Here is a 13,520-nt window from a genome sequence, read left to right on the forward strand (position 1 = left end):
CAGCTTCGTGCTGGGCTTTTTCCCCCGAGATACCATGATCGCTAGACTGGATAAGGCCTACATCGACCCGGGCACGCGCCTCGCCGCACCCTACCTGCGTTTTCTCGAGGCCCTGAAGGCCGCCGGTTTCGAGGGCGAGATCGCCCCGGACTACGCCGACCGCACGGTGCTGGCCACCGACAACTCCATCTACCAGCGCCTACCCCAGGCCGCGCTCTACCCCCGCCACGGCGAGGACCTGCAGCGCATCGCCCACCTGGCCGGCCAGGTCGAGCACCGCCAGGTGGTGCTCACCCCCCGCGGCGGTGGCACCGGCACCAACGGTCAGTCGCTCACCGACGGCCTGGTGGTGGACGTGTCGCGGCACATGAACCGGATTCTCGAGATCGACGTGGAGAACCGCCGGGTGCGGGTCCAGGCCGGGGTGGTCAAGGACCAGCTCAACGCGGCGCTCAAGCCCCACGGGCTGTTCTTCGCCCCCGACCTCTCGACCTCCAATCGCGCCACCATCGGCGGAATGATCTCCACCGACGCCAGCGGCCAGGGCAGCTGCGAGTACGGCAAGACCCGTGACCACGTGCTCGAGCTCGAGGCACTCCTGCTGGGCGGCGAGAGGCTGGTCAGCCGGCCGGTGGCGGAGAGCGAGCTTCAGACGCTGTGTGCCCCCGAGACCACCAGCGGCCGTGCCTACCGTACCGCCCGGGAGGTCATCGATACCCAGGGTGAGCTGATCCGGGCCAAGTTTCCGCCCCTCAACCGCTGCCTGACCGGCTACGACCTGGCGCACCTGAGGGATGACCGGGGCCGGCTCGACATGAACAGCCTGCTGTGCGGATCCGAGGGGTCGCTGGGCTTGCTCGACCAGGCCGTGCTCAACGTGCTGCCGATCCCCAGGCACTCGACCCTGGTCAATGTGCGCTACGCCGGTTTCATGGATGCCCTGCGCGACGCCAAGGCGCTCAAGGCCAGTTCCGCCGGCCCCACCTCCATCGAGACGGTGGACGACCGGGTGCTGACCCTGGCCATGGAGGACTTCGTCTGGGACAGCGTGGCGGAGTTCTTCCCCGCCGGTGAGACGCCGGTGCGCGGCATCAACCTGGTGGAGTTCAACGACGATGACCCCGAGCGCCTGAGCGAGCGCGTCGCTGCCTTCTGTCGCCACCTGGAAAGCGACCACAGCGTCGAGCGCCTGGGCTTCACCCTGGCCGAGGGGCGCGATGCCATCACGCGGGTCTACACCATGCGCAAGCGCGCCGTGGGCCTGCTGGGCAACGCCCGGGTCGATGCCAAGGGCGAGAAACGCCCCATCCCCTTCGTGGAGGACACCGCGGTGCCCCCGGAGCATCTGGCCGACTTCATCGGCGAGTTCCGCGCCGCCCTGGATGCCCGGGGCCTCGAGTACGGCATGTTCGGCCACGTGGATGCCGGGGTGTTGCACGTGCGCCCGGCCATCGACATGAAGGACCCGGCCCAGGAGCGGCTGATCCGCGAGGTCTCCGACGAGGTGGCCGAACTGACCCGCAAGTACGGCGGCCTGCTGTGGGGCGAACACGGCAAGGGCGTGCGCTCGGAGTATGCGCCGAGGTTCTTCGGCGAGCTCTACCCGAGCCTGCAGCGGATCAAGGCGGCCTTCGATCCCCATAACCAGCTGAACCCCGGCAAGATCGCGACACCGCTCTCCTCTTCTACCCCACCCGCCCCCGCGGGGAGCCCGCCCGAAGCCGCGGGTACAGCTTCTATCCCGCCCGATGCCGCGGGAACGACCTCGCAAGCCAGCGCCGCCGATCAGGACAAGACTGTCACGCTGGTCGACCCGGGGCTGCTGACCATCGATGGTGTGCCGACCCGGGGCCAGCTCGACCGCACCATCGACGAGCGGGTGTGGCAGGCCCACGCTGCCACCGTCTACTGCAACGGCAACGGTGCCTGCTACAACTACGATCCCGACGATGCCATGTGCCCGTCGTGGAAGGCCACCCGCGACCGCATCCACTCCCCCAAGGGGCGCGCCAGCCTGGTCCGCGAGTGGCTGCGCCTGCAGGGCGAGGCCGGTGTCGACCTGGTCGAGGAGTCGCGAAAGAAGAAGGCCGAGGGTGCCTGGGGCTTCGTCAGGGACTTCCCGAAGCGGCTCGGTAACACCCTGGCCAGGCGACGCGGCGAGGAGGACTTCTCCCACGAGGTCTACGACGCCATGGCCGGATGCCTGGCCTGCAAGTCCTGTGCCGGCCAGTGCCCGATCAAGGTCAACGTGCCGGACTCCCGCGCGCAGTTCCTCGAGGTCTACCACGGCCGCTACCTGCGCCCGGTGCGCGACTACCTGATCGGCGGCCTGGAGTTCATGGTCCCGACCCTGTCGCGCATCGCCCCGCTCTACAATGCCGCCCTGGGCAACCGGCTGGTGGAGCGCCTGCTGGCCGGCCCCGTCGGCATGGTGGACAGCCCCCAACTCTCCCGCGCCAGCCTGAGGAAGCAGCTGGCGGCCTGGGGCGTGGCGGAGGCGACCCCGACCTCGCTGGGCCTGCTCACCGATGCCCAGAAGGCGCGCAGCGTGGTGATCGTCCAGGACGCCTTCACCAGCTACTTCGAGGCCCGGCTGGTCATGGATATCGTCGAGCTGTTGAGCCGGCTGGAGTTCCGGGTCTTCGTGGCCCCCTACTCTCCCAACGGCAAGCCGCTCAACGTGCAGGGATTCCTGGGTGCCTTCGAGCACACCGCCGCGAAACAGGCCGAACGACTCGGGATGCTGGCCGAGTCCGGGGTACCGCTGGTGGGCATCGACCCGGCCATGACCCTCACCTATCGCCAGGAGTACGTGAAGGCGCTGGGGGCCGACGCCGTGCCCGAGGTACTGATGCTGCAGGAGTGGCTGGCCGCCCTCCTGCCGACCCTTGCCCCCCGCCGACTGGCGGTGACGGGGCCCGGGTACCGGCTGCTCTCGCACTGCACCGAGAAGACCAACGCCCCGGGCAGCCCCAGGGCCTGGCAACAGCTGTTCGCCGCCTTCGGCCTGGAGCTCGAACTGGTCGCGACCGGCTGCTGCGGCATGTCCGGCACCTACGGCCACGAGGCGCGCAACCTCGAGACCTCGAAGACCATCTACGCCCAGTCGTGGCAGCCGGTGGTCGAGGACGAGGCCAGCGCCGGCCACCTGCTGGCTACCGGCTACTCCTGCCGCAGCCAGGTGAAGCGCCTGTCGGAGACCGCGCTGCCGCATCCGCTGCAGGCGCTGCTGGCCGAGCTACGGTTGGCCAGTTCAGGTCGGGCGGGTCAATCCGCGGGCGTCAGGTAGATACGCAACCGCTGGGCGGCGTTGTCGAGGTGATGAGCGGCGGCAGCCCGGGCGCCTTCGGCGTCCTGGGCGGCAATGGCCTTGAAGATCGCCTCGTGCTCATCCTGGACGCGCTTGACCATGTCCTGGCTGCGCGCGGTGTTTTCGCGAGCGGTGCGGATCAGGTTGCGGACGCGCGACTCCAGGAATTCGCCGAAGCTTATGAAGTAGGCGTTGTGGGTGGCCTGGAGAATTGCGTGATGGAACTTCATGTCTTCGTCGACCCCGTTGCGGTTTTCCCGAATGGCGATTTCCAGCCCGTCGAGATGCTGGCGGATGGAGTCGAGGTTGCTGGGGGAGCGGTGGGTGGCGGCCTGCTCGGTGGCCGCCACTTCCACGGCCATGAGGAATTGAAACAGGTCGGCAAGGTCTTCCTTGTCTTCGAAGCTGGGCTCGAGACGGAAGACCGAGGCGCCTTCCGTGTTGACGAAGTGTCCACGCCCCTGCTGTGAGATCACCAGGCCGTCCGACTTCAGGATGGAGACGGCTTCTCGGATCACAGGGCGGCTGACGCCATAGGTTTCGGCGAGCTCCTGCTGGGTGGGCAAGCGCTGGCCCGGTTCGATGCTGCCGCTTTCGATGGACGTTCTGATTCGTTTGGCCACTTCGTCCGGTAGGGAGTGACCTCTTGCGATGGTGCTTGAAGGTGCTGTGTTCATCATTGCGTCCATTGGGAAAGTAGGCGGCGTTCTTCAGCCGAAAAGCGCGCCTTCGTGTGTCAGTTGATATATAGCCCACCATTGACCTGGAGACTTTCTCCGGTCATGAAGCTGGCCGCATCGCTGCAAAGGAAGTCGACGACGCTGGCGATTTCATCGGGCCGGCCCAGGCGCTGTAAGGGAGTGGTGCCGATCATGGCCTGGCGTTTGGCCGCATCCAGCGACTCAATCATCCGCGTATCGATGAGTCCCGGCGATATGGCATTGACGCGAGTGCGAGGCGCGAGCTCCTGGGCCAGTGACCGGGTGAGTGTCAGCACGCCGCCTTTCGCTGCCGCATAGGGTGTGTGGTTCAGGCTGCCTCGCTGGCCGGCCAGCGAGGCGATGTTGACGATTGAACTGCCCTCGCTCAAGAGCGGCCGCAAGGCTTGGATGGTGAAGAACACACCGTCCAGGTTGATGGCCATGCTCTTTCTCCAATCAGCTTCGCCGATCTCCGCCAGCGACAGATGTTGGTAGAGACCGGCGGCGTTGACGATGTAGTCCACCTGCCCGAAAGCCTCCCGACATGCGTCGGCAACGCGTTCGGCGTCGTCCATCTTAGCGACATCGTGGCGAATGGCCAGGCAGTCGGGCTCGCCGCCCAGCGTGGCTGCGAAGCGATCGAGGTTCATCTCGTCGATGTCGGTTAGTACTAACTTGATGTTTCGCTTGCTGAAAAATAGAGCGATTTGCTGGGAAATCTCCCCGGCGGCACCAGTGATGACGGCTGTTTTGTGACGCGGTTTGTTCATGCACACCCTCATTAGTATTAATACTAAAGCCTAGTTGTAAGGTTGTCTTACAACATGCATTTTGTGGGTTGTAAGATGAGCTGACAAGCTTTTCAGCAATCATTTCATGAAAAGCTATCAAAAAATTTAATATTGTTGAGGCTCTTATGCTAAGCAAGATCGCTTTATCAACTGTGGCTGGGGCCAGCATAGCAGTGGGGATGACTGTTGCTTCCTCGGCGCAGGCCGAGCCACTCAAGGTCGGTATCGTCGAGTCGCTGTCCGGCTCGCAGACTTCTACCGGTCAACTGTATGCCACTGCCGCACGCTACGTGCTGGACCAGATCAATGACAGCGGCGGCTTCAACGGCGAGTCGATCCAGATCCTGGAATACGACAACGGTGGAAATACCTCGGGCGCGGCGGCCAAAGTTCGCCAGGCCATCGCCGACGGCGTCGACGTGATCATCCAGGGTTCCTCTTCGGCCGTTGCCGGCCAGGTCACCGAAGACGTGCGCAAGCACAACATCCGCAACCGCGGCGACGAGGTGCTCTACCTCAACGTCGGCGGCGAAGCGATGGAGCTGCGCGGCGACAAGTGCCATTTCCACGCTTTCCACTTCACCACCACCGCGCCGATGCGCGTCGGCCCGCTGACTAAGGTGATGGCAGCGCAGGGCGATCTGGGCGAGCGCGTCTACGCAATCAACCAGAACTACTCCTGGGGCAAGGACATGCAGGAAGCCACGCAGGCTCGCGCCGACCAGTACGGCTACGAAGTGGTGGACTCAGTGCTGCACGAGGTGAACCGCATCCAGGATTTCGCGCCCTACGTCGCTCAGATCAAGTCCGCCAACCCGGACTCGGTCATCACCGGCAACTGGTCCAATGACCTGCTGTTGCTGATGAAAGCGGTCGGCGACGCCGGACTGAGCAACATCACCTTCGGCACGGCGTTCCTCGACCAGGTCGGCAACGTCGCCAACGCCGGCGAAGCGGCGCTGGGTAACTACGTCGCCCATCCCGGCAACATCGAGCTGCTCAACGAGCAGTTCGTCGAGGACTACCGGGAAGCGACCGGCCACTACCCTGTGTACGTCGAGCCCGGTGCTGTCAATGGCATGAACCTCTTCGCCAAGGCGCTCGAGAGCGTGAACTTCGACGGTGGTGAGATCGACACCAACGAAATCGCGCTGGCGCTCGAGCAGGCCACCCTGGAGACGGATCTCGGCAAGATCTCCATCCGCAAGGGCGACCACCAGACGGTGATGCCAGTCGTGGTCTCGCGAGTGAGCAAGGACGTGAAGTATCCGGTTGACGACACCGATATGGGCTTCGAGCCGGTCGAGGCGGTTGCCGCCGATGACGTCATGTTCCCGGTGCAGGAATCCTGTCGGATGCGCCGTCCGTAAAAGCAAGCGCGCCCGCGGACCTTCGGGTTCGCGGGGCTTTTCTTTCCATCCGAGGCGCCCCTTTCTGCCCGGATCAGGAGTGATGCATGGAATTCCTAATCGTCTCCACGCTGAACGGCGTCATCTACGGGATGCTGCTGTTCATGGTGTCGGCGGGCCTGACGCTGATTTTCGGCATGATGGGCGTGCTGAACTTCGCGCACGCTTCGTTCTACATGCTGGGCGCCTACTTCGCCTACACCCTCTCGGGCATCTTCAATTTCTGGATCGGCCTGCTGGTCGCACCCCTGCTGGTGGCCGGCATCGGCATCCTGGTCGAACGCTATCTGCTGCGGCGCGTGCATGCCTACGGCCACGCGCACGAGCTGCTGCTGACCTTTGGTCTTGCGTTCATTTTCGAGGAACTGGTGAAGCTCTTCTACGGCAACTTTCCGGTCAATTACCGCGTGCCGGAGGCTCTGAACTTCGCCGCCTTCAATATCTTCGGGACGGACTACCCGTTCTATCGGGTGTTCATCGGCATGGTGGCGCTGGGCATGTTCATCTCGCTGCTCTTGCTGCTCAACAAGACCCGCGTGGGCATTGTGGTGCGCGGCGCTGAGCGCCTGCCGCAGATGGCTCAGGCCCTGGGTCACAACGTGCCGCTGGTATTCATGGGCGTGTTCGGTGCCGGTGCAGCACTGGCAGGCCTGGGCGGCGCGGTGGCCGGTGCCTTCTACCCCACCAATCCGAATATGGCGCTCGAGCTCGGTGTGATCGTGTTCGTGGTGGTCGTGGTCGGCGGCCTGGGCTCGCTCACCGGCTCGCTGCTGGCCTCGCTCATGATCGGCATCTTCAGTTCCTTTGCCGTCGGCCTGGATTGGTCGCTCGCCGGCGCCATGGACTGGGTCGGGCTTGGCGAGTGGGCGCGCAGTGTCGGCGGCCTGCTGACCATGTCGATCTCCTCGATCTCCGGCACGGTGCCCTTCCTGTTGATGCTCATCGTGCTGCTGGTTCGCCCGGCGGGTCTGATGGGCTCCAAGAACTGAGGATAGGACGATGCGCTACAAACTCCCTCTCATTGCGCTGCTGCTGATCGTCCTGGTCGCGGTGCCACCGATGCTCGGCGGCGGTCTGCAGTACGCCTTGGTCAACGCGCTCATCGCGTCGTTGTTCGCTGCCGCCTTCAACCTGCTCATGGGGCAGGGCGGCATGCTCTCCTTCGGTCATGCCGCCTACTTTGGCATCGGCGCCTTTGCCGTGCTGCACCTGATGCAGGCGGTGGAGTACGGGGATCTTGGCATCCCCACGGTGCTGCTGCCGCTCGCCGGCGGCCTGGCCGGGCTCATCGGCGGACTCTTCGCCGGCTACTTCGCCACCATGCGCGCTGGTGTGTACTTCTCGCTGGTGACGCTTGCGCTGGCCGAGCTCCTGTACTCGCTCGCCCCGCACTGGGAAGGCATCTTCGGCGGTGAAGCGGGCCTCTCGTCGATGCGCATGCCCTCCATGGGGTTTACCTTCGGCAGCACGCTGGAGGTGTACTACCTGACCCTGGTGTGGGTGGTGCTGTGCATCGCCTTGCTCTATGCCTACACGCGGACCCCGTTCGGGCGCCTCACCCAGGCGCTGCGCGACAACGCTCAGCGCATCCGCTACATGGGTTACAACGCCCATGCCACCAAGGTGGTGGTGTTTGCCATCTCCACGACCTTTGCGGGCATCGCCGGTGGGCTCATGGCCATGTCCAACGAGACGGCCAACTACAGCATCTTCAGCACGCACATCTCGGCCGAAGTGGTGCTCTATACCTTCGTGGGCGGCTCCACGGTGTTCTTCGGGCCGATCATCGGCGCGAGCGTGTTCACCCTGTTCGGCTTCATCGTCTCGGGCGCGACCAACGCGTGGCTGCTCTACCAGGGGGGGATCTTCGTGCTGGTCATGCTCTATGCCCCCAACGGCATCGGCGGGCTGATCCAGGCCCACATCGATCAGCGCCACCGTCTGCCTTGGGCCCGGCTGCCGCTGCCTTACGGCGCGCTCACCGTAGGCAGCGTGCTGATCTCACTGGCGGCGGTGTTCTGCATTCAGAGCGTCGAACACGTGTTCTCCAGCCGCTATCAGGCGGTCGTGGCGCGCAGCGGCGAGTGGGCCGACTACCACCTGTTCGGCGCGAGCTGGGACCCGCTGAGCCCGATCACCTGGATCGTGCCGCTGGTGCTGTTCGTGCCCGGCGTAATCATCGTGCGCCGCGCCACGGCCCGCATCCACGATCTGTGGGAAGAGCATGACGCCGGAATCGACAAGGCCGAGGCCGCGCCGGCCGTCGGTGGCGGGTGCTAACGGAGCGATGCAATGACGGCTAACAAAGACATCGTCCTGAACGTACGGGACGTCACCAAGAGTTTCGGCGGCCTGGAGATCATGAAGGGCGTGAACCTCGAGCTGCGCCGGGGCGAGCGCCACGCGCTGCTCGGCCCCAACGGCGCCGGCAAGTCCACCATGTTCAACCTGATCTCGGGCGAGTTTCCGCCGACGAGCGGCTCTATCGAGCTGCAGGGCAAGGTGATCAGCGGCATGAGCCCGGAGGCGATCAACCGCGCGGGGCTAGCCCGCTCTTTCCAGATCACCAATGTGTTCGGCAAGCTCACCGCGCTGGAGAACATCCGCATGGGTGTGCTCGCCAAGCACGGGGTGCGCTTTGATCTGCTGCGCCGGATCAGCCGCATGAAGACGATCAACGAAGAGTCCATGCAGCTGCTCGAGCGCGTGCGCCTGGGACACCGGGCGGACACACCGGCGGGAGACCTCACCTACTCGGAGCAGCGCTCGCTGGAGATCGGCATGACGCTCGCCACCGGGGCCGAGGTGATCCTGCTCGACGAGCCGACTGCTGGCATGTCGCGCGAGGAGACGGCCTACATCGTCGAGCTCATCCGCGAGGTTACGGCCGACAAGACGCTGATGATGGTTGAGCACGACATGAGCGTGGTGTTCAACCTGTGCGACCGGATCTCGGTGCTGGTCTATGGCAAGGTCCTCGCTACCGGCACGCCCGACGAGATTCGCAACAACCGCGAAGTCCAGGAAGCTTACCTGGGTGAGGAGGTGGCCTGATGTTGTTAGAAGTGCAAGGGCTACACGCCTACTACGGCAAGAGCCACATCCTCCACGGCGTGAACTTCGAACTGCCGCAGGCCGACATCATCGCGCTGCTCGGGCGCAACGGCTCGGGGCGCTCCACGACGTTCAAGGCGATGATGGGCATCGTGCAACCGGCTGAGGGCCGCGTGAAGCTGCAAGGCGAGGAGCTCGCCGGCAAAGGCTCGCACATCATTGCGCGTCGGGGCCTCGGCTATGTGCCCGAGGAGCGGCTGGTGTTTCCTAACCTCACGGTCGAGGAGAATCTGCAGATGGGCGTGCAGCCCGGGGTAGAGGGCACGCCGCGTTGGACGCTCGAGGACATGTTCGGCTACTTTCCACGCCTCAAGGAGCGGCGCAATCAGCGCGCCGGCTACATGTCGGGGGGCGAGCAGCAAATGCTCACCATCTGCCGCTCGCTGCTGGGCAATCCGCTGGTGCTGCTGGTGGACGAGCCCACCGAGGGCCTAGCGCCGATGATCGTGGATGTGGTCACCGACGTGATCCGCGACATCCATGCCAAGGGAGTGGGCGTAATGCTGGCCGAGCAGAAAATGAGCATGGCCATGCGCGTGGCGAGCCGGGTGCTGGTTATGGGCCACGGTGAGATCGTCTTCGACGGCTCAGCGCAGGAGATGCAGAGCCGCGACGACATTCGTCGGGAGTGGCTCGAGGTCGCTTGAGGTGCCATGGCCGTGCCCGCACGGCCTGCCTTGCTCTAAAAGAGTTGTAAGACAAGCAGACATGATTCAGGGGTTCGTCGTGCAAGAACAATCTCAGCAAGTCCAGGGCGGCGCCGTTGTGGTCACGGGCGGTGGCAGCGGAATCGGCCGCGCCGTCGCCGAGCGTTTCGCTGCCGGCGGTGAGCCGGTGATGATCTTCGACCGCGATGCCGACGCTGCCTGCGGTACGGTCCAGGCCATCGAAAGCGCCGGGGGGCGCGCCGCCGAGTTCATCGGCTCGGTAGCGGAAGAGCAGGATGTAGCCGGTGCCTTCGCCGCCGCGGCCGGGGCCTTCGGCTCGGTGCGCGTGCTGATCAACAACGCCGGCCTGTCCTGCAACCGGCCGACGCTCGAGCTCTCGCTGGCCGAGTGGCAGCGCTCACTGGACGTCAATCTCACCGGTGTTTTTCTCTGCGCGCGCGAGGCCGCGCGCTACATGCGCGGCAAGGACGGCGTCATCCTCAATATGAGCTCCATGTACGGCGTGGTCGCCGCGCCCAACCGCCTAGGCTACTGCGCCACCAAAAGCGCTGTGGCGATGATGAGCAAGGCCTTGGCCGTGGAGTGGGCCGTCGAGGGCATCCGGGTCAACGCCATCGCGCCCGGTTACATCCGCACCGCGCTGCTTGAAGAGCTGATTCAGGACGGCCGCGTCGACGCCGACGCGCTAATCCGGCGCACCCCGCAGGAGCGCTTCGGCACCGTCGAAGAGGTGGCCGATTTGGTCTACTTCCTCGGCTCCGATCAGGCGCGCTTTATCACCGGACAAGTCATCGGCCTTGACGGCGGCTGGTCCGCCAACGGTTATCTCTGAACGATTTTAAGGAGGCGGCAATGCCCCGTTCCAGCAAACTGAGTTCCGCTGCGCCCTGGCGCGAGCTGGTCACCACCGACAAGGACTGGCGGGCCGCCGATCCCGGCCTGCTGTGCAGCACCCTGGTCGATCTACACCTGATCCGTGCCTTCGAAGAGAAAGTGCTGGAATTGGCCGGGCAGGGCCTGGTGCACGGCCCGGCGCACTCGAGCATCGGCCAGGAAGGCGGCGCCGTGGGTTCGGCGCTGCCACTGCGCGCGGCCGATCAAATCAACGGCTCGCACCGCGCACATCATCAATTCCTCGCCAAGTGCCTGCACTACGTCTCCCCCGAGGGCATGGATCCGGCCAAGGCCGTCACTGCCCCAGTGCAGGAGCTGCTGCAGCGGACGCTCGCAGAGATCATGGGCCTCTCGCAGGGCTACTGCCGCGGCCGCGGCGGGTCCATGCATCTGCGCTGGGGCGAAGCCGGCGTGCTCGGCACCAACGCCATCGTCGGCGGCGGTGTGCCGCTGGCCGCCGGTGCCGCCTGGGCGCACCGGCGCGCCGGCAAGGGTGATGTGGCCATCACCTACTTCGGCGACGGCGCTGTTAATATCGGCTCTGTGCTGGAGACGATGAACCTGGCCGCAGCCTGGAGGCTGCCGCTGTGCTTCTTCATCGAAAACAATCGCTATGCTGTGTCCACCGTGGTGGACGAGGCCACCGCCGAGCCGCGCCTCTCGGCCCGCGGCCAGGCCTTCAACATTCCCTCCTGGAAGGTGGACGGCATGGACCCGCTGGCGGTCTACCTCGCCACGCAAGAGGCGCTGGAGATCATGCGCAGCGGCGGCGGCCCGACCATCATCGAGGCCGACGTCTACCGCTTCTTCCACCAGAACGGCCCGCTGCCGGGCAGCGCCTTCGGCTACCGCACGAAGGACGAGGAAAACGAATGGCGCGCGCGCGACCCACTGGATCGCGTCGGCAGCGAAATGCTCAAGCGCAAGCTGATCGACGAGGCAGGTATCAAGTCGCTGCGCGACCAGGCCCAAGCTGCCATGGAAGCCGCGGCCGATGAGTTGCTCGACAAGAGCGGCGCCAAACTCGCCGTGCGTGCCGATCTATGGCCCTCGCCGGACTTCCGTGACGCCCATATCCGCGGCGACCTGTCCGAACTCGACGGCGTGCGCTACGTCGAGCAGGAGCAGTTCACCGGCAAGCTCGAAGAGCGCAAATTCGTCGACACGGTGGCCGACGTCATGCACCGGCGCATGAGCAAGGACGAGCGCATCGTGGTCATGGGCGAGGACGTGCACCGCCTCAAGGGCGGCACCAACGGCGCCACCCGCGGCCTGTCGCAGGACTTCCCTGACCGCTGCCTGGGCACGCCCATCAGCGAGAATGCCTTCGCCGGACTGGGTGGGGGCATCGCCATGGACGGCCGCTACCGCCCGGTGGTGGAGTTCATGTACCCCGACTTCATGTGGGTGGCCGCCGATCAGGTGTTCAACCAGATCGCCAAGGCACGCCACATGTTCGGCGGCGACAGCGCCATGCCGCTGGTGCTGCGCACGAAGGTGGCCATGGGTACGGGTTACGGCTCGCAGCACTCGATGGACCCGGCTGGAATCTTCGCCACTTCGCCGGGCTGGCGCATCGTCGCGGCCAGCAACCCGTACGACTACGTCGGCCTGATGAACAGCGCCCTGCAGTGCGAGGATCCGGTGCTGGTCATCGAGCACACCGACCTCTACAACACCAAGTTCCCGGCACCGGTCGACGACCTGGACTACTACATTCCCCTGGGCAAGGCCAAGGTGGTGCGCCCGGGTAAGGACGTCACGGTGCTGACGTATCTCTCCATGGTGCAGCCCTCGGTGGAGGCCGCGGAGAGGCTGGGAGTCGACGCCGAAGTCATCGATCTGCGCAGCTTAGATCGGGCCGGCTTGGACTGGGAGACTATAGGAACGAGCATCCGCAAGACCAACAACGTGCTGGTAGTTGAGCAGGGTTCAGTGGGCACGGCCTATGGTGTGCTGCTGGGCGACGAGATCCAGCGTCGCTTCCTGGACTACCTGGATCAGCCGGTGCAGCAGGTGACGGGTGGCGAAGCCTCGCCGAGCATCTCCAAGGTGCTCGAGCGCGCCGCCTGCGCTGGCCCGGAAGAAATCGAGGACGGTCTGCGTCTAGTCATGGCTCAGCAGGGCCGGCCGCTCGCGTAAAGGAGTGATGAACATGAAGCAACTGGTACCCATGGAAGTTGGCATCTGCTGCCAAGACCTCGTCGCGCTCAAGCGCTTTTACGTTGAGGAGCTGGGGCTCACCGAAATCAACGTCATCGACGTGCCGGCGGAGAAGGCCGGCGACACCGGTCTCACCGTCGGCGCATACCGCGTCGCGCGGCTGCAGACGCCTTTCGGCGAGCGCATCAAGCTGCTCCAGCCCGAGGCTACACCGGCTGCGCTCACGCATACCAACACCATTCTCGAGCGGCGCGGCAACGCTTATCTGACCTTCATCGTCGACGACCTCGCCGCGATGCTGGCCAAGCTCAAGAAGCTGGGCCTACCTTTGCTCAGCGGCGACGAACTGGTTGAAGTGCGCCCCGGCACCTTTTTGATCTTCCTGCGCGATCCCGAAGGCAACATTCTCGAGTTCGTGCAGTACGCCGACATTCAGGCCTACCGGCCCGACGTTCCCCAGGAGGGCTGAA

11 protein-coding genes are annotated in these 13,520 nt (G+C 65.1%); 9 read left to right on the forward strand and 2 right to left on the reverse strand.

What is annotated here, in order from left to right; genetic code table 11:
• Nucleotides 1-34 precede the first annotated feature (34 nt).
• Nucleotides 35-3,289, forward strand: a complete 3,255-nt coding sequence (locus tag ACJ7IV_RS01295) for an FAD-binding and (Fe-S)-binding domain-containing protein (RefSeq protein WP_483865453.1) — start codon at nucleotides 35-37, stop codon at nucleotides 3,287-3,289.
• On the opposite strand, the gene ACJ7IV_RS01300 is transcribed toward ACJ7IV_RS01295, so the two are convergent.
• Together ACJ7IV_RS01300 and ACJ7IV_RS01305 are read right to left on the reverse strand one after the other, a co-directional pair.
• A complete protein-coding gene (locus ACJ7IV_RS01300; RefSeq protein ID WP_483865454.1) occupies nucleotides 3,268-3,987 on the reverse strand; it encodes a FadR/GntR family transcriptional regulator in 720 nt (239 codons plus the stop codon). The genes ACJ7IV_RS01295 and ACJ7IV_RS01300 overlap by 22 nt on opposite strands.
• A 59-nt stretch (nucleotides 3,988-4,046) precedes the next feature.
• Nucleotides 4,047-4,781, reverse strand: coding sequence for an SDR family NAD(P)-dependent oxidoreductase (locus ACJ7IV_RS01305; RefSeq protein WP_483865455.1), 735 nt, complete (start codon nucleotides 4,779-4,781; stop codon nucleotides 4,047-4,049).
• 200 nt (nucleotides 4,782-4,981) lie between these two features.
• On the opposite strand from ACJ7IV_RS01305, the gene ACJ7IV_RS01310 reads away from it, so the two are divergent.
• The 8 genes from ACJ7IV_RS01310 to ACJ7IV_RS01345 all read left to right on the forward strand — a co-directional run bounded on the left by ACJ7IV_RS01310 (nucleotide 4,982) and on the right by ACJ7IV_RS01345 (nucleotide 13,519).
• On the forward strand, nucleotides 4,982-6,172 hold the full coding sequence (locus ACJ7IV_RS01310) for a branched-chain amino acid ABC transporter substrate-binding protein (RefSeq protein WP_483865456.1): 1,191 nt from the start codon (nucleotides 4,982-4,984) through the stop codon (nucleotides 6,170-6,172).
• An 86-nt stretch (nucleotides 6,173-6,258) separates the two neighbouring features.
• Nucleotides 6,259-7,200 carry a branched-chain amino acid ABC transporter permease gene (locus ACJ7IV_RS01315; protein WP_483865457.1) on the forward strand — a complete coding sequence of 314 codons (942 nt, stop codon included), beginning with the start codon at nucleotides 6,259-6,261 and terminating at the stop codon, nucleotides 7,198-7,200.
• A gap of 10 nt (nucleotides 7,201-7,210) precedes the next feature.
• Nucleotides 7,211-8,491 carry a branched-chain amino acid ABC transporter permease gene (locus ACJ7IV_RS01320; protein ID WP_483865458.1) on the forward strand — a complete coding sequence of 427 codons (1,281 nt, stop codon included), beginning with the start codon at nucleotides 7,211-7,213 and terminating at the stop codon, nucleotides 8,489-8,491.
• Between the two features lie 12 nt (nucleotides 8,492-8,503).
• The gene (locus ACJ7IV_RS01325; RefSeq protein ID WP_483865459.1) at nucleotides 8,504-9,265 is read left to right on the forward strand and encodes an ABC transporter ATP-binding protein; all 762 of its coding nucleotides are present in this window, start codon (nucleotides 8,504-8,506) and stop codon (nucleotides 9,263-9,265) included.
• Entirely contained in the window at nucleotides 9,265-9,972 is a 708-nt protein-coding gene (locus tag ACJ7IV_RS01330; RefSeq protein ID WP_483865460.1) for an ABC transporter ATP-binding protein, read from the forward strand. The genes ACJ7IV_RS01325 and ACJ7IV_RS01330 overlap by 1 nt, the downstream gene beginning before the upstream one ends.
• Before the next feature lie 61 nt (nucleotides 9,973-10,033).
• The gene (locus tag ACJ7IV_RS01335; protein WP_483865461.1) at nucleotides 10,034-10,825 is read left to right on the forward strand and encodes an SDR family NAD(P)-dependent oxidoreductase; all 792 of its coding nucleotides are present in this window, start codon (nucleotides 10,034-10,036) and stop codon (nucleotides 10,823-10,825) included.
• Between the two features lie 20 nt (nucleotides 10,826-10,845).
• Nucleotides 10,846-13,029, forward strand: a complete 2,184-nt coding sequence (locus tag ACJ7IV_RS01340) for an alpha-ketoacid dehydrogenase subunit alpha/beta (protein WP_483865462.1) — start codon at nucleotides 10,846-10,848, stop codon at nucleotides 13,027-13,029.
• Between the two features lie 13 nt (nucleotides 13,030-13,042).
• Complete coding sequence (locus tag ACJ7IV_RS01345; protein ID WP_483865463.1) at nucleotides 13,043-13,519, forward strand: VOC family protein; 477 nt, start codon at nucleotides 13,043-13,045, stop codon at nucleotides 13,517-13,519.
• The last annotated feature ends 1 nt before the right edge of the window (nucleotide 13,520 follow it).

It is taken from the genome of Halomonas sp. C10-5, from assembly GCF_057169305.1.